At 63.5% G+C, this 26,779-nt stretch carries 19 protein-coding genes; 10 read left to right on the top strand and 9 right to left on the bottom strand.

The window, feature by feature from the left end:
- Nucleotides 1-16 precede the first annotated feature (16 nt).
- The 4 genes from AC1DS6_RS21095 to AC1DS6_RS21080 are packed head-to-tail and all read right to left on the bottom strand — an operon-like array spanning nt 17 to nt 7,197.
- Nucleotides 17-337 carry a DUF2149 domain-containing protein gene (locus AC1DS6_RS21095; protein WP_477103012.1) on the bottom strand — a complete coding sequence of 107 codons (321 nt, stop codon included), beginning with the start codon at nt 335-337 and terminating at the stop codon, nt 17-19.
- Nucleotides 334-843, bottom strand: a complete 510-nt coding sequence (locus tag AC1DS6_RS21090; RefSeq protein WP_035865554.1) for a MotA/TolQ/ExbB proton channel family protein — start codon at nt 841-843, stop codon at nt 334-336. Before AC1DS6_RS21090 ends, AC1DS6_RS21095 begins: the two co-directional genes overlap by 4 nt.
- A gap of 6 nt (nt 844-849) precedes the next feature.
- Nucleotides 850-4,899 carry a cobaltochelatase subunit CobN gene (gene cobN / locus AC1DS6_RS21085; RefSeq protein WP_477103011.1) on the bottom strand — a complete coding sequence of 1,350 codons (4,050 nt, stop codon included), beginning with the start codon at nt 4,897-4,899 and terminating at the stop codon, nt 850-852.
- Nucleotides 4,900-4,920: 21 nt separating this feature from the next.
- The gene (locus AC1DS6_RS21080; RefSeq protein ID WP_441634332.1) at nt 4,921-7,197 is read right to left on the bottom strand and encodes a TonB-dependent hemoglobin/transferrin/lactoferrin family receptor; all 2,277 of its coding nucleotides are present in this window, start codon (nt 7,195-7,197) and stop codon (nt 4,921-4,923) included.
- On the opposite strand from AC1DS6_RS21080, the gene AC1DS6_RS21075 reads away from it, so the two are divergent.
- The 7 genes from AC1DS6_RS21075 (at nt 7,196) to AC1DS6_RS21045 (ending at nt 15,072) form a co-directional block, all read left to right on the top strand.
- The gene (locus tag AC1DS6_RS21075) at nt 7,196-7,327 is read left to right on the top strand and encodes a hypothetical protein (protein WP_441634330.1); all 132 of its coding nucleotides are present in this window, start codon (nt 7,196-7,198) and stop codon (nt 7,325-7,327) included. The genes AC1DS6_RS21080 and AC1DS6_RS21075 overlap by 2 nt on opposite strands.
- A gap of 446 nt (nt 7,328-7,773) precedes the next feature.
- Entirely contained in the window at nt 7,774-9,048 is a 1,275-nt protein-coding gene (locus AC1DS6_RS21070; RefSeq protein WP_441634329.1) for a beta-barrel domain-containing protein, read from the top strand.
- 120 nt (nt 9,049-9,168) lie between these two features.
- Nucleotides 9,169-9,408: a hypothetical protein gene (locus AC1DS6_RS21065; RefSeq protein ID WP_441634327.1), complete on the top strand. Its 240-nt coding sequence runs from the start codon at nt 9,169-9,171 to the stop codon at nt 9,406-9,408.
- Between the two features lie 108 nt (nt 9,409-9,516).
- Nucleotides 9,517-10,539 carry a radical SAM protein gene (locus tag AC1DS6_RS21060; protein ID WP_441634325.1) on the top strand — a complete coding sequence of 341 codons (1,023 nt, stop codon included), beginning with the start codon at nt 9,517-9,519 and terminating at the stop codon, nt 10,537-10,539.
- Nucleotides 10,536-11,480: a cupin domain-containing protein gene (locus AC1DS6_RS21055; RefSeq protein ID WP_441634323.1), complete on the top strand. Its 945-nt coding sequence runs from the start codon at nt 10,536-10,538 to the stop codon at nt 11,478-11,480. Before AC1DS6_RS21060 ends, AC1DS6_RS21055 begins: the two co-directional genes overlap by 4 nt.
- Nucleotides 11,480-12,997, top strand: a complete 1,518-nt coding sequence (locus tag AC1DS6_RS21050) for a S41 family peptidase (RefSeq protein WP_441634321.1) — start codon at nt 11,480-11,482, stop codon at nt 12,995-12,997. The genes AC1DS6_RS21055 and AC1DS6_RS21050 overlap by 1 nt, the downstream gene beginning before the upstream one ends.
- Nucleotides 12,994-15,072 carry a peptidase domain-containing ABC transporter gene (locus tag AC1DS6_RS21045; protein ID WP_441634319.1) on the top strand — a complete coding sequence of 693 codons (2,079 nt, stop codon included), beginning with the start codon at nt 12,994-12,996 and terminating at the stop codon, nt 15,070-15,072. The genes AC1DS6_RS21050 and AC1DS6_RS21045 overlap by 4 nt, the downstream gene beginning before the upstream one ends.
- A 178-nt stretch (nt 15,073-15,250) precedes the next feature.
- Here AC1DS6_RS21045 and AC1DS6_RS21040 read toward each other — a convergent pair whose 3' ends face one another.
- The 4 genes from AC1DS6_RS21040 to AC1DS6_RS21025 all read right to left on the bottom strand — a co-directional run bounded on the left by AC1DS6_RS21040 (nt 15,251) and on the right by AC1DS6_RS21025 (nt 21,829).
- Nucleotides 15,251-18,454, bottom strand: a complete 3,204-nt coding sequence (locus tag AC1DS6_RS21040; protein ID WP_441634317.1) for an efflux RND transporter permease subunit — start codon at nt 18,452-18,454, stop codon at nt 15,251-15,253.
- Between the two features lie 18 nt (nt 18,455-18,472).
- Nucleotides 18,473-19,708, bottom strand: a complete 1,236-nt coding sequence (locus AC1DS6_RS21035; protein WP_477103010.1) for an efflux RND transporter periplasmic adaptor subunit — start codon at nt 19,706-19,708, stop codon at nt 18,473-18,475.
- Between the two features lie 195 nt (nt 19,709-19,903).
- On the bottom strand, nt 19,904-20,533 hold the full coding sequence (locus AC1DS6_RS21030; protein ID WP_441634313.1) for an MOSC domain-containing protein: 630 nt from the start codon (nt 20,531-20,533) through the stop codon (nt 19,904-19,906).
- A gap of 120 nt (nt 20,534-20,653) precedes the next feature.
- A complete protein-coding gene (locus tag AC1DS6_RS21025) occupies nt 20,654-21,829 on the bottom strand; it encodes an MFS transporter (protein WP_441634311.1) in 1,176 nt (391 codons plus the stop codon).
- Nucleotides 21,830-22,076: 247 nt separating this feature from the next.
- On the opposite strand from AC1DS6_RS21025, the gene AC1DS6_RS21020 reads away from it, so the two are divergent.
- From AC1DS6_RS21020 to AC1DS6_RS21010, 3 genes are read left to right on the top strand one after another with little or no spacing between them, the layout of a single operon-like run.
- Nucleotides 22,077-23,072, top strand: coding sequence for a glycosyltransferase (locus tag AC1DS6_RS21020; RefSeq protein WP_428178334.1), 996 nt, complete (start codon nt 22,077-22,079; stop codon nt 23,070-23,072).
- On the top strand, nt 23,069-23,461 hold the full coding sequence (locus AC1DS6_RS21015; protein ID WP_441634309.1) for a GtrA family protein: 393 nt from the start codon (nt 23,069-23,071) through the stop codon (nt 23,459-23,461). Before AC1DS6_RS21020 ends, AC1DS6_RS21015 begins: the two co-directional genes overlap by 4 nt.
- Before the next feature lie 40 nt (nt 23,462-23,501).
- Nucleotides 23,502-25,415 (top strand): hypothetical protein, encoded by a 1,914-nt coding sequence (locus tag AC1DS6_RS21010; protein ID WP_441634307.1) that lies wholly within the window; start codon nt 23,502-23,504, stop codon nt 25,413-25,415.
- Nucleotides 25,416-25,418: 3 nt separating this feature from the next.
- Here the strand turns inward: AC1DS6_RS21010 and AC1DS6_RS21005 are convergent, their stop codons facing one another.
- Nucleotides 25,419-26,432: a D-2-hydroxyacid dehydrogenase family protein gene (locus AC1DS6_RS21005; RefSeq protein WP_035865572.1), complete on the bottom strand. Its 1,014-nt coding sequence runs from the start codon at nt 26,430-26,432 to the stop codon at nt 25,419-25,421.
- Between the last annotated feature and the right edge of the window lie 347 nt (nt 26,433-26,779).

The raw sequence follows: 26,779 nt of genomic DNA, 5'->3' as shown, positions 1-26,779 counted from the left end.
GCCGCGGACCTGCCTATTATTGCCCAGTTGCCGCTTCCGGCACATAGACCATCGAGCCGTCCTTCAGCCGATAGGCAACGCCGGCCTTGGTGCCATCCCCGCTGCCGACTTGTCCGCTCGCCTGGTAGCGCACGACCTTCTCGCCCTGCTTTGAGACGATCTCCATATTCGGCTTGCCGGGATTGGTGATGACGGTGACGTCCGCATGCGTGAACGGGTTCATCGGGTTCTGCGCGATCGCCACCAGCAATGCGGCGATCACCACCAGGAACACGTCGATCAGGTTGACCACCGACAGGATGGGATCGTCGGCTTCGCTTTCTTCCAGGAACTTCATGCGTCGACCTCCCACTGCGGCTGGTGCTTGCCCAGCCACACCAGTTCCTCGGCCAGCCAGCGGCGCCGCACATTGACCACCCAGAACGTGATGCTGGCGGCGATCAGCGCGAGGATCACGGCAGAGAAAGCGATGGTGAGGTTCTCGCCCACGTTGGCGAGGTTGCCGCCCGACAAGCCTTTCAACGCCGGCCCCATCGGGATCATGGTGGCTACAAGCCCCAGCATGGGCGCCACGCGCGTGGCGATGCGCGGCCACTCCAGCAACCGATGCGCGGTCACGTCGAGTGTGTCCGGGTCCTTCACGCGATGGCGCAGCGCATACGCCACCAGCACGTAGCCGCGGCCGGTTTCGATCGTGTTGCGGCGGCGCTGCCAGCCTTGCATGGCGAACTCGCCGAGCGCCCAGAAGGCGTAGAGGAAGAGCAGCCCGATCAGGGCAAGCGTCGGGTACAGGAACAACTGGCCGACGTCGTACATCAGGGTTTCAAGCAGGGTAGGGGTCATGATGCCTCAGTAGGGTTTTGTTGGATTCCGGAAGAGTGGTGCGGCGCTGGCGCGGCGCCGCGCGCTGAGGGCGCCGCCGAGCACGGCCCCGGCCAGCGCGATGCCGGCGGCGAGCCACGACAGCACCGGCACGAGCGCCGCGGCGGGCGGCTTGCGCTCCACCAGTTGCATGCCTTGCACGGGTACGGATTGCGATGGCGGCGCGGGCTTTGGCTCGGGCTGCGTTTTCGCTTCAGGCTGCGGCGGCTGCGGGGCAGCCTGCGCAGCCGCGGCCTTCGGTGCGCCCGCCGGCGGTGCCGCGGGAGCTTGCGTGCCATAGCCCGCCGCGCCGGGGGCCGTGGCCTGCTGTTGCACGTAGCGGTTGAAGCTGCGGTTGCCGCTGCGGATATCGTGCCGCTGCGAGAGCGTCTGCCAGCGGTCGGCCAGCGTCTTGAGCATCTCGGGGTCGGCTTTCCAGTAGCCCTTGCGCGCGGCTTCCAGCATGCGCTCGATCACCTGGGCCTGGGCCTGCGGCGCATGCTTCTCGAACCATTCATCAAGGCCGAGTTTGTGCTTGTCCTTGACGTAGACCTCGGCGAACTCGGTCCACTGGTCGTCGCGCACGATCTCCGGCGCGACCGCGGTCCAACCCCAGAAGTTGTTGACGGTGTCGAGCATGTTGAGCGCGCCGCTATAGCCTTCGGCCTTCATGCCTTCGATCCAGCCCGGATGGAAATAGCGCGTGCGCAGTTCGGTGGCGAGGAAGGAAGCCGCCGTTTCCGTGCGCGCACTGTTCGCATCGCGCAAATTGGAGATCAGCAGCTCCGGCGCCTTGCCCGTCAGATGGCGCACGGCCAGGCCGATGCCGCCGAGATACTGGAAGGGATCGTCGGTGGTCAGCATGCCATACAGGTTGGAGCTGCGCGCCAGCAGCGCGCCTTCCACGCCCTTGAGGTTCTCGGCGTAGAGGTTGAGCTGCGGCAGCTTCTCGCCCCAGGTTTTTTCGTCGGGCCCGTAGCCGTACTGCATGCGCGAGAGATAGAGATTGGCGAGCTTGGCGTCCGCTTGCTTGCCGCTGCCGAAGCTGTCGCTGGCGAGCGTAGCGTCGTTGAGACCGGTGCCGTAGTTGCCCGACTCGCTGGCAAAGATGCGCGTCAGCGCCAGCGACTCGATGCGCTCGGGATTCATCTCCGCCGCCTTGAGTTGCGCCAGGCGCTCGCGCACCGCGCGCGTGCTCGCGGCCACCGCGTTGTCGGGCTCGGGTTGCGCGGCGGCCAGCTTGACCGCTTCGGCCAGCCACTTGATCAGGTTGGGAAAGTGATCGCGGTACAGGCCGGTGGCGGACAGCACCACGTCCACGCGCGGATGCTTGAGCTCCGCGGCGGGAATCGCTTCCACCCCGACCACGCGGCCACCGCCGTCCCACTTCGGGCGGATGCCCATGGCCGCCAGCGCCTGCGCTTCGAGCATGCCCTGATGGCGCATGGTCTCCACGCTCCACAACGAGAAGGCCAGCTTGGCGGGCCACTTGCCGTGACGCTTGCGCCAGTCGGCAATCATGGCTTGCGCCGCTGCTTGTCCGGCCTGCCATGCTTCCCGGCTGGGCACCTTGGAAGGATCGAAGCCATACAGGTTGCGGCCGGTCGGCAGCGCATCGGGATTGCGCACCGGATCGCCGCCTGTGCCGGCCAGCACGTAGCGGCCCGCCAGCGCGGTGAGAATGGCTTCGCTCTCAGGCGCGGCATCGAGGCTGGCGTAGAGCGTGCGTGCGCGCCGCATGTCTTCACGCTGCCTGGCGTCGGAAAGGCCCGTCAACGGCGCGCCGTCGATGACGTAGCGGTGCAACATGGCGTAGGGTTCCGACCGCGCCAGCTGCTTGTAATCGAGCGCGAAGAGTTCCTCGGGCTCATCGGGAAACACGCGCTTGAGCCAGGACTGGCCAAGCATGGCCATCACCGTGTACAACCGCAGCCCGGGATCCTGCGACTGGCCGAACGTGTGCAGCCCATAAGGCTGCAATGCGCCCGCGAGTTCGTGCAGGTGCGTGTGCAACGCATCCAGGTACTCGGTGAACTGCGCGCTCGCACGCGCCTGCGGCCAGCCCATGTCGTCGAACAGATGCATGCGCGCGCTGCGCTTGAGGATGTCCTCGCGCAGTGTGTCCTTCACCGCGCCGTTGTCCTGCTGCAGGTAGTTGTGCAACTGATCATGCAGCGCCGACAGGTCGGTGTGCAGGCCGGCCGGCTTGAACGGCGGCGTCTGGTGGCTGACGATGGTGGCGCGGCCCCGGCGCTTGGCCTGCAACGCCTCGCCGACGTCGTCGACGATGTAGGGATAGATCACGGGCACGCTGCCGAGCACCATGTAGGGCTGGTCGGTCACGGACAGGCCGCGCTCCTTGCCCGGCGTCCATTCCTGCGTCCCGTGGGTGCCGTAGTGCACCAGCGCCTCGCGCCCTTCGCGCGCCCACAGGTAGGCCGCCATGTAGAAATGGTTGAGCGGCGTCTTGGTGGAGTGATAAAGCGCCTTCTCGGCGGCTTCGTCGCGCTCGCCGCGTGGCGGCACCGGCATCAGCGCCACGTTGCCGAGCTGCAGGCGCGGGATGGCGAAGCCGGCCACGCCGTTGCGCCTGATCGCCATCGACGAGGCTTCGGGCTCGCCCCAGCGCGCGCTGACCTCGGCGCGGAACGCGGCGGGCTGCGCGTCGTACCAGCGGCGGTATTGCGCCATCGGCATCCACGCGGCGCGGTCCGCATCGAGCAGCGCGCCGAGCTGGCCTTCGCGGTAGAAGGGCGCGAGCAACGCGCCAAGATCGCGCTGCAGCGCGAGTTCGCCGGCGGCCTCGGTGCGGTAGCCCGCGGCATGCAGCGCGGCCAGGGTGGAAGACAGGCTGCGCGGCAGGTTGAGGAAGGATGCCGACAGGTTCTTTTCGCCAGCGGGATAGTTGTAGAACAGGATCGCCACGCGCTTCCCGGCATTGGGCGTGCGCTGCAGACGTGTGAGCGCCAGTGCCTTGTCGGCCACGGCATCGAGCTGCGCCGGCAGGCTGACGATGCTGCCGTCCTTGTGCGAAGTGGCGGCGGCCAGCATGGGATCGCTGACGCCGGCCAGTTCGGGCTGCACCAGGTAGAAGGGTGTATCGGTGAGGCTGATGCCGTGCGGATCGCGCTCCCAGTCCTGCGCATCGCCCTTGCGGTAGGGTATGACCTGCAGCACCGGGATGCCTAGCGTTTCAAACTCCGCCTTGCGGCCCGCCGCATTGAGCATGATCTGGCCGTTGACCAGCACATCGACAATGCGCTTGCCGCCGGGCGCGGCCATGCGCAGCACGCCGTCCGCATCCATCACCGGGCTGTAGAAGACGAGCGCGCGCGCGCCACGCGCTTCGATGCTCGCGATCAGGTCGTCGATAAAGGCGCTGTCCAGGCCGGAGACATAGGCCTGGTGGATGGCGACGCCGATCACCGGCGTGCCAGCGTGGCCGGATGCGCCGAGCGCCTCGTCCGGCGATTCGGTCACCACGCTGGCCAGGCGCGGATGGTAGTAAGCGGCTTTTGGAAACACCACCGGCGCGGGAATCGCGCCGTCCGCGCGCAGCTTGAACTGCTGCGCGGCCAGCGTGCGCATCATGGCGTCGAAGTTGGCGCGGCCACCGTTGACATAGTACGCATGCAGCTTCGCACCCAGCGCATTGTCGAGGCCGTGCGCCTCGAAGCGGTCGGTGGCGATCAGCAGGCGCGGCACGCGCGCATTGGTCCATTGCGGCCCCAGCTTCGCCAGCATCTCGGTGACAATGTGATCGCGCGGCGCATCGAGGATCAGCAATCCCGCGCCGTCGATGAATGGCGCCACATCCTGCGCGCTCATCCGTTCGAGATAGCGCGCATCGAGCGTCATGCCGTGCGCGCGCGCCATCGCCTGCAGGGGCTCGAACTTGCCCGCCGGCACCGGCGAGGTGGTCAGCACGGCAATCTTCGGCGTGGCCCGCGCCTGCTGCATGCCGAGCGCCAGAAGGGCAAGCCACAGCAGGCACAGCGCGCGGATCAGCCGCATCTTGGTTTTGTTTTGTGGGGACATGTCGGGTCGAATCGCCTCAGGTCAGAACGACAGCTTCACGCTGGCGGCGAAGGTACGCCCGGGCTGCGTATAGAAATCCAGGCCCGGCTCGCTGGCGGCCACGCTGCCCTGGCGCACATCGCCCCACAGCCAGTATTTCTTGTCGAACACGTTGTTCACCGACAGCACCAGGCTGGCGTAGCGGTTGAAGCGCCACCAGCCCTGCAGATCGACCACACCATAGCCGCCCGGCTTGAAGTAGGTGAAGGACGTGTCGTCGGTGCGCGTCACCGGGCGCGCTCCACGCCAGCGCAGGCTAGCGCCCTGGCCCTGGCTGTCGCTGCCGCGTTCCCAGGTCAGTGCGGCGCTGGCGCGCAGCGGCGAGACGCTGTTGAGCGGCTGGCCGGTCTGTTCGTTGTTGCCGTGCGCATAGGCCACGGCGCTGTCGACGCGCCACTGCGGCAGGAAGCGGTAGCTGCCGCGCCACTCGGCGCCGTAGATGCGCACGCTGCTCTGGTTGCGGTACTGGTACGTGGCTCGCAGGCCGGCGAGACAGGCGGGGTCGGACGGGCAGTTCAGCGCCACCTGTTCGATAAAGTCCTTGTAGCGGTTGTCGAATACCGCGACGCTGGACTGCACGCGCTCGTCGGTGTAGCGCGCACCGATCTCGAAGGAGCGGCTCTTCTCCGGATTCAGATCGCCATTGGGCGCGGCGCCGTAGCCCTGGATGGTGTTGCGGAAGCTGCCGTTGATTTCCTGGTAGTTCGGCGCGCGGTAGCCGAAAACGTACTGGGCCCACACATTGATGCGGTCGGTGGCTTGCCACAGCGCGGACAGCTTGGGCGAGACCGCCCAATCGCTCTTGCTGATGGCGGGCTTGGCGGCGACGCTGTTGTAGAGCTTGTCTTCGTCCGGCCCGAGCGCGTAATGGTCGAAGCGCAGGCCGGGCGTGAGCGTGAAGCGGCCGCCGGCGAACTGCAGTTCATCCTGCACGAAGATGCCGGTCTGGCGGGTCTCGCCCTTGGGGAAATCGTGGATCGGGAAGTTGTCGCCGGCCAGCGATTTCGACACCACGCCGGTGGTGCGGTTGTAGGCGGTGCCATCGCGCATCTCGCTGGTCTGCGTGCGCAGGAAATCCACGCCGGTGATCAGCCGGTGGCCTACGAAGCCCGTGTTGAACGACTTGTCGGCCTGCAGGTTGAAGCCGGTCTGCTGCTGTCGGAAGCCGAACAGCAGGTTCACGTCGCACAGGCTGCTGCCCGCCGTGGAGCCTGAGCAACCGGAGCTGGTCCTGCTGCGCACCTGGTTGGTCACGGTGTTGGACTCGCTCTCCTGATAGAACACGGTGGCGCCGAGGCGGTCGATCACGTGGCTGCCCGGCTTCCACTCGTAGTCCAGGCTGACGCGGTTGCGCGACAGGTCCTCGGTGCCGCTGGCGGCGGTCACGCGCGGCAGCGCGGTGGACAGGCGCAGGATATCGGTAAAGGTGTCGCTGTCACGATGCTCGTAGGTCAGCCTGAAGCGGTGGCCGGCGGCAGGATCGAGCACGATCTTGCCGAGCCAGGCGTTGGTCTCGCTGTTCTGCGGATTGGGCTTGGTGCGGCCGGTCGAGGTGGAACCGTTGCCGCCCATGTTTTCCACCTCGTGCCCCTTGCGGTGCGCATACATGAACAAGCCCTTGATGGTCTCGTTGCCGCCCGCCACGCCGGCGGTCTGGCCGAAACCGCGGTCGATGCCGTTCCACGACAGGCCCGCCTCGCCGCCCACCGCGCGGCCGCGCATCAGGTCCTCGGGATCCTTGGTGACGTACGAGACCACGCCGCCGATGGCGTCCGAGCCGTACAGGCTGGAGGCCGGCCCGCGCAGCACCTCGACCCGCTTGAGGAAGGAGAACTCGGGCGCGTCCCGGGTGGCGCTGGACAGGTTGGAGGGGCCGCCGCCGTTGTAATAGTCCGGCAGGCGCACGCCGTCGACCATCAGCAGCACGCGGTTAGCCTCGATGCCGCGGATATTGATGCTGCCGGCGCCAAAGCGGCGCCGGTCGCGCGGTACGTCGATATCGGGTTCGTCGGCAAACAGGCCGGTCTCGTCGACCGGCTGGGCGCGCTCGATGCGGCTGCCCTCGATGACGGTGATGGTGGAAGCGACGGCATCGGCGCGTTCCTCGGTGCGGGTGGCGGTGACCACCACCTCGCCCAGCGGGCGGACCGGATCGACGGCCGGTTCAGCGGCCAGCGCCGGACCACCGAGGGTGGCGCAGATGGCGATGGGCGTGACTCGTACGGAGGCGCGCAAGCGCGCCAGACAGCGGCGTTTCATGGATTTTCCCCAAAAGAAAACGAAACGCTGGCTGGCGGACACCGGGTCAGAACGGCTGGCTGGCGTAGTGTTGGCGCAGGTGCAAAGCGAGCCTGATCAACTTGAGAATGCGAATTATTCTCAACTTTGAGCAAGAAGTAAAGCCCCCCTTCCTGGGAGAGGGCGCATGGTGCCGACGAACGGTAGCAACTCGCTGGGAGCCACTGTCCGCCAACACCCATTCCTCAGCCACCGCAGCCGCCCGCTACCCTCGCTACAGCCGGGTCCAATTGACGGAGCGAGGCGTAGCTCATCCTCATTTTTTGCCGTTACAGCGCGAGGCGGGTTCATCGGCGCGAGTCAGAAAAATCGCCAGTAACTTTGGGAAATTTCTGCTGGCTGGTGACTATTTGCTTTTCTACAAATAAGGGCACTACCCAGCAATCTTGTCGTCTGGATGCTCGCAATAGCGGATGGGCGCCTCCGTGGGCTCTAGCGTTTGTTGCGCGCGAAGGTGCTCAACACGAGCATTGGCCCGATTTTTCCACGATTCTCGGGGCAGTCCACTTGTGTCGTCACAACAAAAAGGAGGGCTCTATGAACGAGAAGGCTCGACGAAGTATTTTTCGGCGAGAGGTATTGCAAAGGCACGACCAACAGGAACACGGGCCGATTCTCTTGGCGCAGTCAAGCCATAGTTGGCTGCTTGTTGGGCTGGCTGCCGCGATGTCTCTGGCGATTTTGCTGTACCTATTCTTTGGTAGCTACAGGCCTCGTACTGCTGCTACCGGCGTCCTAGTTCCTGAGGGGGGTGCGATTAGAATCCTTGCCCCCACCGGCGGCATTGTTTCTGAGCGTCACGTTCGCGAGGGGGAAATTGTGAAACAAGGTGCCGTTCTCTTTGTTCTTGCCGATGAACGAAGGCATGTCGGACAGCAGGAAAATACGAAGATCTCCGAATTACGTACGGCTTCGCTCAGTGAGCGCCGGGCAAGCCTGATGCGGCAGCGCGAAGCTGCGCACGAACTTGGTGTGACGGCGGAGCGTGGACTCCGCGCACAGTCTGAGAACGTCATGGACGAGCTGCGGCACAACAAGCAGGAACTGGACCTCCACGCGAAACGATTGACCGCATCAGAGTTATCTATCGAGAAACACAGAACACTGGCGAAATCGAACTACATATCTCAGGTGGCATTGCAGGAGAAGGAAGATCAGGCAGCCGCTCTTCAAGCGCAATTTCTCTCGATGCAGCGAACGCGCTCCCAGCTTTCAAGAACCCTCGCAACATTGAAAAGTGAGCTGGACCAGGTCTCTCTCAAGACGGCAGCTCAGATTGCTGAAATTAGTCGGGATCTGGCGATGCTCTCTCAGGAGACCACTGACGTGCAATCCCGCGACGTCTTCGCTATCACGGCACCGATGACGGGCAGGGCCACAGCCATTAATGCAGAACCTGGAGAGACCGTCTCCACGCAAACGCTTGCGGTGATTATCCCGGAAGGCGTGCCATTGGTAGCGCACTTGTTCGCGACCTCAAAAGCTTTCGGATTCGTACAAGTCGGCCAGTCAGTCCGATTGCGGTATCAACCCTATCCCTATCAAAGATTCGGACTGCAACGTGGCACTGTCGTTGAGGTTGCCAGCAGTCCCCTGCAGTCTGAAGAGGTCGCGGCGATGTCGGGGCTACCTGACAAGGAGGCCATGTATCGCATCATCGTCAGGCTTGACAGTCAAAGCATCCAAGCCCATGGGCGGCAGATTGATCTGTTGCCAGGAACCCTGCTCGACGCGGACATTGAACAAGAGAAGCGGCGCCTTATTGACTGGGTTCTTGCCCCAGTCGCGAGTGTAAGCAGCAGATATCTGTAGTTATCAATGGACAGTGGATTTGTCCGCTGTTTCCGCGGGCTCTAATCCGCATAACGGAGCGTCCTGCTCCGCAGGCGAACTCGTCCCGCCCTAGAACGGACGGTCATGGAAGGAAAACCAATGAATAAGTCGACCACGTTACCCATGGCGATTGAAAACATGCAATTCGATGAGTTCGGCCGCTACGAAGTGACCGAACTCATTATAGATGAGGAGCTCGATCTTGTAAGCGGAGGCTTTACCATCGGACAAATAAACATTGGCTATTGCCCACCTAAATCCAATGCCGGCTATTGCCAAGAACGACCTCCTCCTCAACCCAACAAAAAATGTGGAGAGGACGGCGATGAAGAGGGTTAAACAGAGCCACTAGCCGCAGACTTCGAGTGTCGGTCTCCGACCGACTTTTTTAACGCTCTGGCCGTCGGCTGTATAAATGGATGAGTCAGATTAAAGTTGCAGGACATTATGTTTCAGACCAACAATCAGTTGCTCTGGTCGACCCTCGACCCTAGATGCCTTGAACTCACACTTATGCCGACGGAACAGTGCAACTTTCGTTGCACCTACTGTTATGAGGATTTCTCCATCGGGAAGATGAGTCCCAGGGTGCAGGCAGCCTTGAAGCGATTCATGATCAATCGTATGGAAGGCCTCAAATACCTCAGTTTTCAATGGTTTGGCGGTGAGCCGCTGGCTGCCAAGAACATTGTTTATGAACTCAGTGCGTTCGCCCAAAAGCTGTGTCTGGACCACGGTGTGGGATTTGGCGGTGCTTTGACAACCAATGGCTATCTGCTGGACATGCAGACGGTTCAAAAGCTGTTCGGCTTGGGGCAGAGGGGTTATCAAATTTCCCTGGATGGCATGGGAGATGCACACGACAGAACCAGAAAGCTGACCTCCGGCACGGGTACATTTGATCGGATCTGGACCAACCTGAAGAGGCTCCGGGATAGCGAGCTGGGCGTATCGGTACTGCTTCGGGTGCACCTGACACCAGAGAACGCACAATCCGTGAAAGCGCTTGCGGTAATGTTGCGCGAAGAATTCCTCCACGACCCGCGGTTCTCCGTGCTGCTCAAGCCCATTGAAAATCTGGGTGGCCCTAACAGCGCGAGCATCGCGGCGTTGAACAAAGCGGAGCGGGCCAAGCTACTGGGTGAAATGCGAAGCCTGTTGTACCGCGACATGCCTTCCGCCGAGCCGTCTAAGACAACGGTCGGGGAGGTCTGTTACGCGAGCCGGCCGAATTCGTTCGTGATTCGCGCGGACGGCCGTGTACAGAAGTGTACGGTCGCACTGTCCGAGGCGCACAACACGGTTGGAAATCTGACCGACGATGGCAGCATTCGGCTCGACAGGCCACTCATGGGCCAATGGATGCGAGGCTATGAAACCGGTGATTCTCGCGACTTGCGTTGTCCCGCAGAACGTTTTCCCCAGCGCAACAACCATGAAAAGTTCATTCCTGTCGCACTGATTTCATGAAAAAGCACATCAATTTCAATATTGCCAAAGAGGAATTTATTTCCGACTTTGCTGATCGCAAGATGTACGTCGTACGAGCCGCGGTTGCGCCTTCGCTCTTGAGTTGGTCTGACCTCAACGCAGCGCTCTATTACATCGATCCCGTGCCACCCCATGTCCGGGTGCATCACAATGGCCTGGTCTCCGAGTCACGCTATGTGGAAGACTGTTCGATCGGAGGTCTTGCGGGGAAACGGCTCAACACCAGTGTGGTTCAAGGCTTGCTGTCCAGCGGCGCGACGATCGTACTCAATCGTATTGACGCCCGCCTTGAGCGAGTCCGACATCTGTGTGCGGAGGTCGGCGAATTTTCGAACGCCGAGACGCTGGCGAATGGTTACCTGGCCTTTTCCGGACGGGGCAGTTTCGGGCCCCATTGGGATACACACGACGTCATGGCCATCCAACTCATAGGCCGTAAACGGTGGAAGGTATATAAGCCAACTTTTCCATTGCCACTCCCGGGTCAAACCAGCAAGGAACACAAGGCCGATTGTCCAGCTGAACCCGTCTTCGACGGAATCCTGGAGGCGGGCGACCTGCTCTATCTTCCCCGAGGCTGGTGGCACGATGCCATACCTATTGGCGAGACGTTCCACGTTGCGATCGGCATGTACACGGCAAACGTGTTGCACTTTGTTTCGTGGCTTTGCCAACATGCCCTTCGCGAACACGAAGAACTGCGAAGAACCTTAAAACCTGGATGCGATGTGACTCAAGGGATTGCGGCGGCCGGCAAAGTCATTGAGAGACTGGTGAATGATCCCAGGCAACTTGCCCTTTTCATGGAGAAACTGAACAAGGCGAGAGTCACGCCCCATCAACCCTTCTCTCTTGAGTCTCTGGTGAGCTCAGCATCTATGAAGGAGCGGGAATCCGCCACAGTGAAAGGAGTTTGTTAGTGGTCCGCCCGCTTGTGATTCTGCTGTCGTCCTTTTTTTGGATCTTGTCGTGTCACGCGGACACGGCGACGAATCTTGGTGCCAAAGAGAAGGAACACTCGTCCACGGACATCAACTGGAGCAAGAGCGCCATTCAAGACATCACGCGCGCGCACGAAATCATCCGGGAGGCACATCCCGGCGTTCTGGACCCGACGGATCACGGCTTTCAACAGTGGTTTAAGCAAGGGTACGACGAAGCGACGGCGCTCGCCCTCCGTGCGAATTCCGAGGGCAAGGCGTTGGCGGCGCTACGCTTCTACATCGCGGGCTATAGGGATGGACATCTGGTCGTATGGAAGGAAGGCCAAGTTGGTGAGTCCCCTCGCTGGGCGGGATGGATCGTGCAGCGCCGCAATGGCAAGTACCGCGTTGCGGCGCGGGCCTCGGACTGGCCCGTCGACGTGCCCCAAATAGGCGATGAACTGCTTTCCTGCGACGGCCAGCGCATTGACGATTTGCTGGTGGAAAAAGTCGCTCCGTTCGTGGATAGACGTGTGGACCTGGAGGGCTCGCTGTCTCGTCTTGCGCTGCATCTGACCAGTGAGCCGCACTACGAAACGCTGTGGGAACCTTTGCGGTTGAAACACTGCGAGGTTCGATCCCCCTCAGGGAAAATTCGCCAGTTCTTGCTGAAGTCGCAGCTCTTCACGGAGGAGTTTCAAGCGATGACCAGGCCAGCGATGCCACGCCAAGGTATCAAGCAACCACGGCAGGGCATCCACTGGATTCATGCTACGGATTTCACCTTGTCGAGTAGCAAAGACATTGCATCGTTCGAAAGACTGTTGAACAGGGTCCGGGCTCTGGGAGAAGCCGATGCTGTGGTGCTTGACATTCGAGGCAATAACGGCGGAAAAACTTTGGTGGGCTACCGAATCCTATCGGCGCTATTCAAGGATGCCGTAGGGCGGAAACCCTCATCTGAACAAGTAGAGTCCAAGGCGTACTGGCGCGTTTCTGCGACCGCCCGCGAAGCGCTTGAGGCATACAAGACTGCGTTCAGCCAGGCGGAAGGCCCGGCAAGCCTGACTTACAGACTCCTGGACACTCTCCTGTCCCGCATGAATGAAGCCGCATCACTCGGCCAGGCGTTCGTCGAGCAAATGGATGTACCGCTCGATGAACTGACTGAGCATGGCAGTCCCTTTGATGGCAAGCTTGTGCTGGTCACAGGCCCGAACTGTGCGAGCGCTTGCCTGGACTTTGTGGAGATGGTGTTAAGCATTCCCGGAGCGGTTCACGTTGGGAGCGTGACCAGCGCGGATACGCGGTATTCGGACATAGCGCACGTATCGCTTCCAAGCACGGCGAAGATGTGGGTTCCACTCAAGGTTTGGAAGAACCGTAAACGCGCAGACAATGAACCTTATGTGCCGAAGTTCACCTTCGACGGCGATCTCAACGATACGGCGGCTGTTCAGGCATGGGTGATTGATCGCGTGTTGCCATCCATCACAAAAATTTCAACCAAGTGAATACCTATCTGCAAACTACTGCAGCAGAGTGCGGGCTAGCCTGCCTGGGCTACATAGCGGCTCACCACAAGCATGAGTTCTCGATGAGCGAACTTCGAGCTCGATTTTCTGTTTCCATCCGTGGCACGTATCTGCGCGATCTGATTCGATTGGGAGGTCTTTTGGGGCTAGGCGCAAGACCGGTTCGCCTTGAACTCGACGGACTTTCAAGGCTCTCTCTGCCATGCATACTTCACTGGGATCTCACGCATTTCGTGGTCCTGATGAGGGTCTCTGGCAACAGGATCACGGTACATGACCCAGCGCGCGGAGAGCGCTCAATGGCCCAGGCAGAGGCTAGTCAGCACTTCACCGGAGTGGCATTGGAAATGTGGCCCACCACGGCCTTTCAACAAATTAAGCCGAAGCCGCCGATAAACTGGCGAGACCTGATGGGCCCTATCTTGGGTCTTAGGCGTAGTCTGTCGCAGCTCTTTATACTGGCAGCAGCATTACAAGTACTGGCTTTGGTACTACCTCTTTTCACTCAATGGCTTATCGACGGCCCCGTTGTCTCTGGAGATACTGAACTGATATGGGTAGTCATCACGGGCTTCGTGATGGTAACGCTAATGCGGGTCGTGCTCGAATGGACACGTGGCTGGCTCGGAATCATTGCTATGCACCAACTCGGCATTCAATGGGCGTCGCGTGTGGTTGGGCATTTGCTTCGATTACCGACGAAATGGTTCGAGGTTCGACACACGGGAGACGTACTCTCGCGCTTTCAGTCCGCACAAAGCATCCAGCAAACCGTGACTGGAAAATTCGTCGACATACTACTGGATGGCCTGTTCGGTACTGTGACTGCCATAGTGATGGCGATCTATAGTCCAACGTTGGCAGCCGTCGTCGTAGCCACGATTGCAGGCTATGCCGCGATCCGTCTATTAGCCCACGACGCGTTTCACCGGGTTAGCGATGAGGCAATGACACATGAGGCGGTTGCGCAAACCCATTTCCTGGAGAGTTTGCGAGCCATGCAGGCCATAAAAATTGCTGGTCTGGAAGAGCAAAGAGCCTCCCGCTGGTCAAATCTCGTTGTTCGAGCAGTCAATAAGCGAATGCAGGCAAACAGGATGACATTGAGCTTCGGAGCGAGTTACGGATTGTTGTTTGGTATGGAAACTGTCACTGTGCTTGGCGCGGGTGCTTACATGACCATTCAAGGCGGACTAACCGTGGGAATGTTGATGGCCTTTATAACCTATAAGGACGAGTTCTCGTCGAGGATGCAGAGATTTATCGACAATATGATGTCGGTAAGAATGCTTCGCTTGCACGTGGAGCGACTGTCTGACATCGTAATGGCCGAACCCGAGAAGACGACTGGTGCAATGCCTGAGCGATTCGATACTGATGGCTGGCTGGTCCCCGATATTTATCTCGATAGTGTGAGCTTTCGCTACGCCGAGGGTGCCGATTGGGTTCTAAGGAATATCACTCTCACCATTCGATCTGGTGAGCACGTGGTGATCATTGGCCCGACTGGATGCGGGAAGACGACGCTGGCCAAAATCATTCTTGGCCTTCTGGAGCCGACGGAGGGCACCGTGCGCGTGGGAGGCCATCCACTTTCTCACGTCGGGCTTGCAAACTGGCGGCGCCACGTAGGTGCGGTGATGCAGGACGATCAGCTGTTCTCAGCGAGCTTGAAGGAAAACATCGCGGGGTTTGACGACGAGATCGACATGGATCGCGTCCAAGCTGCAGCTGAATCTGCGGCCATACATGATGAAATTCTTGCGATGCCAATGGGATACCATACGCTCAACGGCGACATGGGCAATACCCTATCTGGCGGCCAGCGGCAGCGACTCCTTTTGGCACGCGCGCTGTATCGCCAGCCACGCGTCCTTGTCCTGGACGAGGCCACTAGTCATTTGGACGTGGCGCGAGAACGGCAAGTCAATGACGCGATTTGCAACTTGCCGGTAACGCGCATCACCATTGCACATCGCCCAGAAACGATTGCCATGGCCGAGCGAGTTATTGATATCACGCGGCTGGAATCGACCGCCATCGCCACTGACTAGTGGCCCTTAACACAGCCGAAGGTCACTGTCTTGGTGAAGCAAAGCTTCGCGGCGGACGCCGAGCTTTACTCTCTCTCTCGGGTTCGTGGTCGATCTTGCATACCGCACCGCCGCTGGGCGGCGGATGCGCACGAAATCCCTTGGCCCCGCGACGGCGGGGCCAAGGAGAAAGGAAGGCTCAGCGCTGCGGCGCCACTTCCCCGCCCACCAGGGCCGGCAACCGATTACCCTCCGCATCGATCTGCAGCGGGCCGGTGCCCGAGAAGCGATCCAGCGCGAGGTAGATCACCGGCGTGATGAACAGCGTGATCACCTGCGAGAACAGCAGGCCGCCCACCACCGCCAAACCCAGCGGCTGGCGCAGTTCGGCGCCGGCGCCCAGGCCCAGAGCCAGCGGCAGGGCGCCCATGATGGCCGCCAGGGTGGTCATCATGATCGGGCGGAAGCGCAGCAGGCAGGCCTGCCGGATCGCGCGCGCCGGGGCCATGCCCTGTTCGCGCTGCGCCGCCAGCGCGAAGTCGATCATCATGATGGCGTTCTTCTTGACGATGCCGATCAGCATCAGCACGCCGATGGTGGCGATCAGCGACAACTCCACGTTGAAGATGAACAGCGTGAGCAGCGCGCCCACCGCCGCCGACGGCAGGCCTGCCAGGATGGTCAGCGGATGGATGTAGCTTTCATACAGCACGCCCAGCAACGTGTAGATCACCGCGATGGCCGCCACCAGCAGCAGCACCTGGGTCGCCTGCGAGGACTGGAACACCGCAGCGTCGCCGCCCCAGCTCGTGAAGATCGCGGTGGGCATGGCGATCTCCTGCTTGTAGGCATCGATCCTGGACGAGGCATTGCCCAGCGCCGCGCCCGGCGCAAGGTTGAACGACACCGTCACGGAGGGCAACTGGCCCTGGTGGTTCACGGCGATCGGCCCGACCCGGCGCTCGGTGGTGGCGAAGGCCGAGATCGGCACCATCTGCCCGGTCTTGCTGCGCACGTAGATCTTGGAGAAGGCGGTCTCGTCGGCACGGTCGATATCGGCCGCCTGCAGGATCACGTAGTAGTTGTCGATCGGCGTGTAGATGGTGGAAACCTGGCGCTCGCCAAAGGCGGAATACAGCGCCTGGCGCACGTCCTGGATCTGCACGCCCAGCGCGTTGGCCTTGTCGCGGTCGATGGAGAGCTGCGCTTCCAGGCCCGACTGCTGCGAATCGCTGGTGACGTCGCGGAACAGCGGGTCGGCGCGCATCTTGCCCATCAGCTTGTCGGAGTACTCCTGCAGCTGGCCGGCCTTCACGCTCTGCAGCGTGTACTGGTAGCGGCTCTTGCTCTGGCGCCCGCCCAGGCGCAGGTTCTGCACCGGCGAGAAGTAAACCGCCAGCCCGGCGATCCCGGAGACATCCTTGCGCAGCGACTCCACTACCTTTGCCATCTTGGGCCGCTCGCCGAGCGGCTTGAGCTCGACGAACATGCGGCCGGTGTTGATGGCGGGGGAGGGCCCGCCGCCGATCGACACCACGATGCTGCGCACCGCGGGGTTCTTGCGCATGCGCTCCGCGGCATCGCGCAGGCGGTCGGCCATGGCGTCGAAGGAGATGTCCTGCGGGCCTTCGGCGTTGACCTGGATCTGGCCGATGTCTTCTTCCGGGAAAAAGCCCTTCGGAATGGTCGCGAACAGCACGGCCGTCAGCACGAAGGTCAGGCCGGCCACCGCCAGCACCGACTTGCGGTGCGCCAGGCACCAGTCGAGCCCGCGCGCGTAGCGGTGCAGCGTGAATTCGAACAGGTTTTCGAACCACTGGGTGGAGCGCAGGCCGATGGTCTGCTTCTGCTTGATGGCTGGCGCATGGGCCGCGCCGGCATGGTCGCCATAGGCGTGCTGGGACTCGTCGATCGGCACGTTCTCGGCCGACAGGAAGCGCGCGCACAGCATCGGGATCAGCGTCAGCGACACCAGCGCCGAGACCAGGATCGACAGCGACACCACGGCGGCGAATTCATGGAACAACAAGCCGATCACGCCCGGCATGAAGAAGATGGGGATGAACACCGCGACCAGCGAGATCGAGATCGACAGGATGGTGAAGCCCATCTCGCGCGAGCCGACCAGCGCGGCCTTGAGCGGAGGCACGCCTTCCTCGATGTGCCGCACGATGTTTTCCAGCATCACGATGGCATCGTCCACCACCAGGCCCACGGCGAGCGTGATGGCCAACAGCGAGACGTTGTCCAGGCTGTAGCCGAAGGCCTTCATCAGCGCCACCGTGCCGATCAGCGAGATCGGCAGCGACACGGTGGGGATCAGCGTGGCGGCGGCGCGCCGCAGGAACAGGAAGATCACCATCACCACCAGCCCCACGGTGAGGGCCAGCGTGAACTGCACATCGTGGATGGACTCGCGGATCGATTGCGAGCGGTCGTTGACCACGCTCACGTTGACCGAGTCCGGCATCTGCTGGATCAGGCGCGGCAGCGCGTTCTTGATGGCGTCCACCACCGCCACCGTATTGGCGTCGGGCTGGCGCAGCACGGCCAGCACGATCGAGCGTTCGTTGTTGAGCCAGCTGCCGGTCTTGATGGTTTCGACGCTGTCTTCCACGTCCGCCACGTCGGACAGCCGCACCAGCGCCCCGCTGGGCTGGCTGGCCACGATGATGTTGCGGAAGGCATCGGCGCTGGCGAGCTGGCGGTTGGCCTGGATGGTCAGCGTCTGGCGCGCGCCGTCCAGCGTGCCGACTGGCGTGTTGGCGTTGGCGCGGTTCAGCGCCGTGGCCAGTTCGTCCAGCGTGAGGCCGCGCGCGGCGAGGGCATCCGGGTGGGCACGCACGCGCACCGCAAAGCGCTTCTGGCCAAACACCTGCACCTGCGCCACACCCGGCAGGGTAGCCAGGCTGGGCGAGATCAGGTTGTCGCCGAAGGCATTCAGCTCGGCCAGGCTCATGGCCGGCGAGTTGATCGCCAGCAGCAGCACCGGCGCATCGGCAGGGTTGACCTTGCGGTACGACGGCGGCACCGTCATCTCGATGGGCAGCGCGCGCTGCGCGCGGAACAGCGCCGCCTGCACGTCCACGGCCGCGGCATCGATGTCGCGGTCGTTGTTGAACTCGATGGTGATGCTGGAGTTGCCGAGCGTGTTGGACGAACTGATCACCGACACGCCGGGGATGGTGGCGAACTGCTTTTCCAACTGGGTCGCCACCGAGGCCGCCATGGTCTCGGGGCTGGCCCCTGGCAGCGTGGCGGTGACCTGGATCACCGGCGAATTGAATGACGGCAGCGCCGCGATCGGGATGGTGGGATAGAGCGCGATACCGGTGACGATCACTGCCAGGCATAGCAGGATCGTCATCACCGGACGGCGGATACAGAGCTCGGACAGGGTCATGATGTCAGCGCCCCGGGCTCAATGCCTGGCGTCGGCGGCCGCCGCGCTGGCGGCACCTGCCTTGGCGGCTGGCGTGGCTTCCCGCACCAGGCTGCCGGCACGCAGGTTCTGCGCGCCTTCGACCACCACGCGCGTGCCTGGCGCCACGCCTTCGATCACGGCGGCGCTGGCGGTCGAGACCTGCACCTTGACCGGCATCGGCTTGACGCGGCTGTCTGGCTGCACGGCGTAGACGAAGCGCCCCTCGGGTCCGGTCACCACCGCCTGCGGCGGCACGGAGAGCGCATCCTTCAGCGTCTGCACCACCGCCTCCACGTTGGCGTAGGTGCCCGGCCACAAGCGCTGCAATTCATTATCGAACTGCGCCTTGATGCGGATGCTGCCGTACTGCGGGTCCACCGTGTTGTCGACAAAGCTGATCTTGCCGGTCACCGGGACCTTGCTGCCGTCGTTGGGCAGGGCGGTGACAGCGACGGGGCCGGCGTGCAGCGCCTCGCGCAGCGCGGCGAGCTGGCGCTCGGGCAAGGTAAAGGTGACGGCAATAGGCTGTACCTGGGCGATGGTGACCATCGGCAGAGCGCTGTTGGGCATCACCAGCGAGCCGGGGAACATGTTGATCACGCCGGTGCGCCCGCCGATGGTGGCGCGGATGGCGCCGTAGCTGACCGCCACGCGACTGGCCTCGATGGCGGCCTGGTCGGCGCGGATGGTGGCCTCGAAGCCGTCGACCTTGGCCTGTGCGGTATCCACCGCGCTCTTGGAGATGAAGTTGCGCTCCAGCAGTTCCTTGCTGCGCGCCAGCGTGCGGCGCGCATCGGACAAGTCGGCCTGGTCACGCATCAGCTGGGCCTGCGCCTTGGCGAGGTTGGCCTCGTCCATGCGGGTATCCAGCGTGAAGAGCAGGTCGCCAGGCTTGACGGTCTGGCCTTCCTTGATATGGACAGTGCGCACCGTGCTCGACACCTGCGGGCGGATTTCCACCGTGGCGAGCGCGCTCACCGTGCCGTTGGCCGTGACCCGCAGCGGCACGTCGCCCTGCTGCACCAGGGCGGTGCTGACCACCACCACGGGGGGCGCCTTGGCCGCCGGCTTGGGCGCCATCCAGGCGCGCCAGCCGAACCATCCACCTATGGTCAGCGCGATCAGGACCGCGCCGGTCATCCATGGTGAAACACGTCCTTTCCCGGTACCCATGGCCGGACTCCACTTGCCGTCGACAAAGCCCTTGGCCTGGTCGATCCCGTTCGTTTTCATGTGTGGACTCTCTTACAGTGCGCGCACGAATGCGCCCGCTCCCCGGCGGCCCGGCTTCTGGGGTCCGGTGCCGCGCCGCGACAAAACTGCTACTAGTACAGGATCAGGGGCTTCGACCGCTAGTGCCCCTGCCATCCATGCCATTACAAAGTATTACAGGGATGGATGCCTGCTTGTATCGAGAGTCAAACATTATCAGAAAAGCTGGCTCTGGCGGCCATTGCGTTGCCTGGCATTGATGCTGGCAATCGATACTTCGCGCGGTCCCGGCTCGATGCGTACCGCTTCGCCCGCCCGGAGCTGGCCCGGCGTCACCACGCTGAGATAGATGCCCGAATAGCCGCTTTGCACCATGTGCTGGACCGCGTGCCGGTAGCCCATCACCGCATTCAATTTGTAGCAGGGCCGGCGCGGGGACTCCACTTCGAGCAGCACATCGCCGATCCGCAGGTGGTCCCCCACCCACAAATCGGTCTCCAGCACGCCTTCCAGGGTCAGGTTCTCGCCCATGGCACCGTAGGCGAGCGGCCTGGCGGCGTCGGGGAGGTGAGCTTCCCGGCGCCGCTCGTTCCACCAGGCGAAGTGCTCGGCGGGGTAGGCATAGACCGCTTTATCCAGCCCGCCATGCACGCTCAGGTCGGCCTGTTCGTCACCCGCCAGCCCGAGCGGGCGCACCGCGACCGCGAGCGGATGGAGCAGGGTACTGAGCGGGTGCTTGCGGATGCCCGACATCACGACCGCCTCGGTACCCGCCGCCGCCACGAAGAGCGGCAGGGCCCTGCCGACATTGATGGCGAGCAGGCGCATGCCGTTGGGTGTGCTCATGACGTCTCCCCTGGTCGTTTTTCTCCCATCTTAGCGCGGCGAGTCTGGGGAGGGCGGCGCCAGGCGGATGCCCCGTGTGCGGCGCCGCACGGCCAGGCGGCCGGGAGGCGCCGGGTTGCGTCAGGCCTGCGGCTGCACCGCTTTTCGGCTGCGCCACAGGCAGCCCAAGGCACTCGCCCGTTGCGAAACCACCACCGCCAGCAGCATCAGCGCCGCCGCGCCCCAGTGCAGGGCATTGGCGCCGGCGGTGGCGTAGATCGCCGCGCCGCCCATGGCGCCCAGGGCCTGGCCGAGATAGATGGAGGAGGAGTTGAGCGAGATCGATACCGAAGCGCGCTCTGGCGCCAAAGCCACCAGCCGCGCCTGTTGCGCGCTGTTGGTGGCAAAGCCGCCCACGCCCCACAGCATGAAGATCAGCACCAGCGCCACCGGCCCCAGCGTCGCCAGCGGCCACAGCAGCATGGCCGCCAGCGAAGTCAGCATGGCAAACAGGACAATGCGGGCGGGCGTTACCCGGTCCATGCGCGAAGCCGCCAGCACATTGCCGCTGACACCGCAGGCACCGTAGGCCAGGAACATCAGGCTGAGCGCGCCGCCGCTGATGCCATGCACGTCGCGCAGCAGCGGCGCGATATAGGTAAACAGGGTGAACATGCCGGCCGACTGGATCATGGTAGTGGTCACTACCAGCACCATCGGCGTGTGGCGCAGCACCGCGCCCCAGGCTGCCCGCCCCACCGGTTCGACGTAGAGCCGGGGCGGCAGCGCACGCCATACGCCCACCGCCGCGCCCAGCGCCAGCAGGCCCACCAGCCCCATGCTGAAGCGCCATCCCAGCGTGCTGGCGATCCAGGTACCCAGTGGCACGCCGACCACGCTGGCGACGCTCCACCCCAGGAATACAAAGCTGATGGCACGCCCGCGCGTCTGCGCATTGACCAATAGCGGCAGGGTCGCGGCGGTTTGCGGCGTGTAGATGGCAGCCCCGATCGCGGTCAGGAAACGGATCGCCATCAGGCTGGCGAAGCTTGGGGCAAAGGCCGCCGCCACATGCATCACGGCATACACCAGCAGCGAGCCCGCCAGCAGCAAGCGGCGGTCGATGCGCGAGCCGAGCGTGGCGAACAGCGGCGCGCCCACGCAGGTGGCCAGCGCGAACACGGAGATCAGCTGCCCGGCGGTGCCGGCGCCAAGCTGGAAGTCGCCGGCGATGTGATTCAGCATGCCGGTGACGATCATCGCGCCCGTACCGATGACAAAATTGCCAAGGCACAGCATCAAGAGCCTGGGATCCATGGCGACCGGGGCAGGTAGGAGACGGTGGAAGGACGAAAAGCGCGGCCAGAGGCCGCGCGGAATCTCCCGAGTGTAGCGGTTTTGTTTCGTTCGCGTTGAGCGCAGCGCACTCAGGCGCGGCAGGGGGAACGACCGGGTGCCGGGTATCCGACTTGATTAATCCCGCGCCAGTCGGTAGCGTATCGGCTTTCCCGAGCGCCTGGCCGTCGGCCGCTCCGGCACTTTCTGCTGTAATTCCCCACCCTGTATGCCCGAACTCAATCCGCCCCGCGTGGCGGTCATCATCCCCTGCTACAACGAAGCGGCGACCATTGCCGGCGTTGTGCAATCGTTCCGCCAATACCTGCCGGATGCCGGGTTGTACGTCTTTGACAACAATTCCAGCGACGACACGATCGCCCAGGCGCGCGCCGCTGGCGCAGTGGTACGCTCGGTACCCCTGCAGGGCAAGGGCAACGTCGTACGCCGGATGTTTGCCGATGTCGATGCCGACGTCTATGTCATGGTGGACGGCGATGGCACCTACGACGCCAGCGTCGCCCCGGAACTGGTCCACCGCCTGTGCGCCGAGGGCCTGGACATGGTGGTCGGCGCGCGCGTCAGCGAAGAGCAAGCGGCCTATCGCTTCGGCCACCGCTTTGGCAACGTGCTGCTGACCAGTTTTGCCGCTACCTTGTTTGGCCGCACCTTCACGGACATGCTGTCGGGCTACCGCATCTTCTCGCGCCGCTATGCGAAGTCGTTTCCGGCGCATTCGTCCGGCTTCGAGATCGAGACCGAACTGGCGGTGCACGCGCTGGAGCAGCGCATGCCCGTGGCGGAACAGGAAACCATCTACTATTCGCGCCCGACCGGTTCGGAGAGCAAGCTCAATACATACCGGGACGGCTGGCGCATCCTGATGACCATCCTGCGTCTGTTCAAGTCGGAGAAGCCGCTGGCTTTCTTCTCCACCGGCTTCATGGGTTGCTCACTGCTGTCAGTGATCCTGGCTGTGCCGCTGTTCGAAACCTACCTACGCACGGGCCTGGTGCCACGCCTGCCAACGGCGCTGGTGTGCGTGGCCCTGGTCCTGCTGGGCATCATCCTGCTCACTTGCGGCATCGTGCTCGACACGGTTACGCGTGGCCGCCTGGAGATGAAACGGCTCGCCTACTTGAGCCTACCCGCGCCGCTTGCCCCCCCGGCGGTCACCGCGCAGGCACCGGTCACGCCGCCCGCCGAGCCAGTTGCCGCACCGTGATTCGCAAGCAACTGCTCACGTTCGCCCTGGCGGGGGCAACCGGGTTCGTCGTCGATAGCGGCGTGCTATATGGCGCCCTGGCACTGGGCGCCGGCCACTACCTGGGGCGCCTGCTGTCCTTCCTGGTCGCGGTCTTCGTCACCTGGCGCATCAATCGCCGCCTTACGTTCCCGACGCGGCCAGGAGAATCGGCCTGGCACGAGTGGTGGCGCTATCTGGTGGCGATGTCCGCCGGCGGCGTCATCAACCTGGCCGCCTACAGTGTCGTGATCGCACGCCTGCCCGCCGCCGCCTGGGCGCCGTTGCTGGCGGTTGCCTTCGGCACGGGTTGCGGCCTGGTCTTCAACTTCTTGTCCGCCAAATACTGGGTATTCCGCAAGAAGTCCTGAATCCCTGCCGCCCTTGGCGCGGCAGCCCACCCCGTCAACCATGCCCGTCTTCCCCCGCCTCGCCGCGCTTGTGTCCCGGACCTTCATGCGGCTGCAGCAGCCGCGCGCCCCGTTGCTGGCGTGCATCCTGGTACCGCTCGCCTTCGGCCTGTTTTCTCTCGCGCTGGGCCAGGACCGCAACTGGGACTTGCTCAACTATCACCTGTACAACCCGTACGCATTGCTGAAGGGCCGCATCGGCACCGACCTGGCGCCAGCGCAAATGCAGAGCTACTTCAACCCGCTGCTGGATATCCCGTACTGGCTGATGACGCAGTACTGGCCCGCGCCCCTGGCGGGGTTTGCGATGGGGGTGCTGCACGGGCTCGCCTTCGTGCTGGTGTTTGGCATTGCCCGGCGGGTACTGGTGCCGGCCGGGGCAGGCCAGGAACAGACGCGGCATGGCAGCGCAGTGGCCTTGTTGCTTGCGTTGGCGGGCTGCCTGGGACCGGGCTACCTGTCGGAATTGGGCAACACCATGGGCGACAATGCCACGGCACTGCTCGTATTGGCCGGCTTGTCCGTGCTGCTGCACGGCTGGGAGCGCCTGGGGAGCGCCCATGCCGCCTGGGCTCTGGCCGCGGCAGCCGGTGTGCTGGTGGGCGCAGCCACCGGGCTGAAGCTGACCAATGCCATCTACGCGGTAGCGCTTTGCGCTGCCATGCTGAGCCTGCCGCTGCGCTGGCCGCGCCGGCTCTGGCTGGCCTGGGTGTTCGGGCTGGGCGTGCTGGCGGGGATCGCCCTGACCGCGGGATACTGGTTCGCCCTGATGTGGTCGAATTTCGCCAATCCGCTCTTTCCGCAGTTCAATGCGTTTTTCCACAACACGCTGGCGGCGCCGATCTCGGTGGCGGACACGCGGTGGCTGCCACGCAGCGCGATGGAAGCCGTGATGTTTCCCTTCGTCATCGTCGCCGATGCCAAGCGCGTGGGCGAGGTGCCGACGCGGCCGTTCGTGTGGCCGCTGTTGTATGCGCTGGTCTGCTGCTGGACTGTGCGCGCCGGCTGGCGGGCGTGGCGCGGCAAGCCGTCAGGCGCCGCCAGCGCTGACTTGCCGCCGCTCGCGCCGCAAGCGCGCCTGGTGCTGGCGTTCGTGGCAGCGGCATTCCTGACCTGGCTGGCTTTGTTCAGCATCTACCGCTATTGCGTCGCCATGGAGCTGCTGGCGCCCCTCGCCGTCTGGCTGGTGGTGCAACGCCTGCTGCCAGCCCGTGCGGCCGGGCGCACGGGTGCCATTGCGCTCGCCATGGTGGCGCTTGCCGCACTGACTGGCATGAAAACCTGGGGCCACGAATCCTGGGCACGGCAGGCCTTCAGACTCACGCTCCCGGATGTGCCGCTTGACACAAATACCACCGTCTTCCTGACTGGCGGGGCTGTGGCCCAAGGATGGCTGGCAACGCAATTTCCGGCTGCAGTGACATTTGCAGCGCTCAACTCCAACTTTCCGGAAGGGCCAGCCTATGTCGGGCGCGTGCAAGCCATGCTGGCCCAGCGGCCGGGCCAGGCCTACGCGCTGCTGCCCGCAAATGTGAACTGGCGTGCGCAGAGCGTGGCGCGGATGAACGATTCGCTGGCGGGAATCGGGGTGTCGGCCAATGGCAGCCTCTGCAAGATGCTGGGTTCGGCACTTGGCCGGCTGCGCGTCCATGCACAACTGGCCGCGCCACAGCCGGGCGGCGAAGGCGCCACCTGCACCCTGGCCCCGCTGCCGCAGGACCTGAGCGACCTTGCCGCCGAAGATCGGGCGGAAGTGGCGCTGCAAAGCCCCGGCCTGCTGCGCTATGGTCTGGTGCTCCAGGCCGGAGGCTGCCGCACCTATGATGCCTTCATCGGCGCGGACGCGCGGCCTTACCAGTTGTGCCCGGTAAAGCTGGGCCATCCGGCAGGCGGTTCAGCCGCACCTGGCGCCTAGCGCCTAGCGCGACAACGCCGGCGTCAGCGCCTTGGGGTTGGCGATGCTGTCGTGCTTGCCGGACAGCACATCGAGGATGTTCTGGAACGCGATGCGGAAGTACATCTCGTAGCTTTCGCGCTCGACATAGCCCAGGTGCGGCGTGCAGATGCAGTTTTCCATGCGCAGCAGGGCATGGCCCTGCAGGATGGGTTCGGACTCGAACACGTCGACCGCCGCCATGCCGGGGCGGCCGCGGTTGAGACCGGTCAGCAGGGCGTTTTCCTCCACCAGTTCGGCCCGGCTGGTGTTGACGAACAGCGCGGTCGGCTTCATGCGGGAGAAGTCTGCCAGCTTGACCAGTCCGCGCGTCTCGTCATTAAGGCGCAGATGCAGCGACAACACATCGCTTTCGGTAAACAATTGCTCTTGCGACTCCGCCACGGCCAGGCCATCCTCGCGGGCGCTTTTCTGCGAGTTCTCGCGTCCCCAGACCAGTACGTTCATGCCGAAGGCGCGGCCATAGCCCGCCAGCAACTTGCCAATCTTGCCGTAGCCCCAGATCCCGAGCGTCTGCCCGCGCAGCACCTGTCCCAGGCCGAAGTTGGGCGGCATGGTGGTGGACTTGAGCCCGGACTGCTGCCAGGCGCCATGCTTGAGGCTGGCCACGTACTGCGGAATGCGGCGCTGGGCCGCCATGATCAGGGCCCAGGTGAGTTCGGCCGGGGCCACCGGCGAGCCCGCGCCTTCGAGCACGGCCACGCCGCGCTCGGTACAGGCTTCGACATCCACATGGCTGCCAATGCGGCCGGTCTGGCTGATGATCTTGAGTTTGGGTAGTTTTTCCAGCAGTTGGCGGGTGATGCGCGAACGTTCGCGAATCAGCACCACGGCCTCCACGTCCGAAAGGCGCGCGGCCAGCTGGCCGACGCCCTTGACGGTGTTGTTGAACACCTTGACGTCATGGCCGTCAAGCAGGCTGAAGCAAGACAGCTTGCGCACGGAATCCTGATAATCGTCGAGTACGGCAATCTTCATCGGAAACTCTGGTTTGGCAATCGCAAGGTGCGCCCACCCACAGAACAGGGCACCCATCAACGTTATAGTTTTTACCACCTGTCGCGCGACACCGCGGTGGATGCGGGGCGCAGCGGGAACGGCGAGAACAATTCGGCACAACAACGGAAGTGCGCCGCCAGACAGGGAAACGGGACAAAACGACAAGGCCGGAATCGCGCACGAACATTGCTGCGGAGCAAAAAACAGCGGCGTGCGGCAGTGGTATCCTTGCCGGTTCCGATTCGGGAACGGATTGTCGGTCGAGCCTCGCTCCCGCCACCCGGACCGCGTCGGACAATGCTTGCCGGCCCCTGTCATGGGCGAAG

Source organism: Cupriavidus sp. 05L310, assembly GCF_056398185.1.
The sequence above is the reverse complement of the archived record's forward strand: the minus strand, read 5'-3'. Positions and strand labels throughout refer to the sequence as shown.

Coding starts and splice junctions, on each gene's coding strand:
- AC1DS6_RS21095 (WP_477103012.1), bottom strand. CDS start 337: ATGAAGTTCCTGGAAGAAAGCGAAGCCGACGATCCCATCCTGTCGGTG.
- AC1DS6_RS21090 (WP_035865554.1), bottom strand. CDS start 843: ATGACCCCTACCCTGCTTGAAACCCTGATGTACGACGTCGGCCAGTTG.
- cobN (WP_477103011.1), bottom strand. CDS start 4,899: ATGTCCCCACAAAACAAAACCAAGATGCGGCTGATCCGCGCGCTGTGC.
- AC1DS6_RS21075 (WP_441634330.1), top strand. CDS start 7,196: ATGGATTTTCCCCAAAAGAAAACGAAACGCTGGCTGGCGGACACCGGG.
- AC1DS6_RS21080 (WP_441634332.1), bottom strand. CDS start 7,197: ATGAAACGCCGCTGTCTGGCGCGCTTGCGCGCCTCCGTACGAGTCACG.
- AC1DS6_RS21070 (WP_441634329.1), top strand. CDS start 7,774: ATGAACGAGAAGGCTCGACGAAGTATTTTTCGGCGAGAGGTATTGCAA.
- AC1DS6_RS21065 (WP_441634327.1), top strand. CDS start 9,169: ATGAATAAGTCGACCACGTTACCCATGGCGATTGAAAACATGCAATTC.
- AC1DS6_RS21060 (WP_441634325.1), top strand. CDS start 9,517: ATGTTTCAGACCAACAATCAGTTGCTCTGGTCGACCCTCGACCCTAGA.
- AC1DS6_RS21055 (WP_441634323.1), top strand. CDS start 10,536: ATGAAAAAGCACATCAATTTCAATATTGCCAAAGAGGAATTTATTTCC.
- AC1DS6_RS21040 (WP_441634317.1), bottom strand. CDS start 18,454: ATGACCCTGTCCGAGCTCTGTATCCGCCGTCCGGTGATGACGATCCTG.
- AC1DS6_RS21035 (WP_477103010.1), bottom strand. CDS start 19,708: ATGAAAACGAACGGGATCGACCAGGCCAAGGGCTTTGTCGACGGCAAG.
- AC1DS6_RS21030 (WP_441634313.1), bottom strand. CDS start 20,533: ATGAGCACACCCAACGGCATGCGCCTGCTCGCCATCAATGTCGGCAGG.
- AC1DS6_RS21025 (WP_441634311.1), bottom strand. CDS start 21,829: ATGGATCCCAGGCTCTTGATGCTGTGCCTTGGCAATTTTGTCATCGGT.
- AC1DS6_RS21020 (WP_428178334.1), top strand. CDS start 22,077: ATGCCCGAACTCAATCCGCCCCGCGTGGCGGTCATCATCCCCTGCTAC.
- AC1DS6_RS21010 (WP_441634307.1), top strand. CDS start 23,502: ATGCCCGTCTTCCCCCGCCTCGCCGCGCTTGTGTCCCGGACCTTCATG.
- AC1DS6_RS21005 (WP_035865572.1), bottom strand. CDS start 26,432: ATGAAGATTGCCGTACTCGACGATTATCAGGATTCCGTGCGCAAGCTG.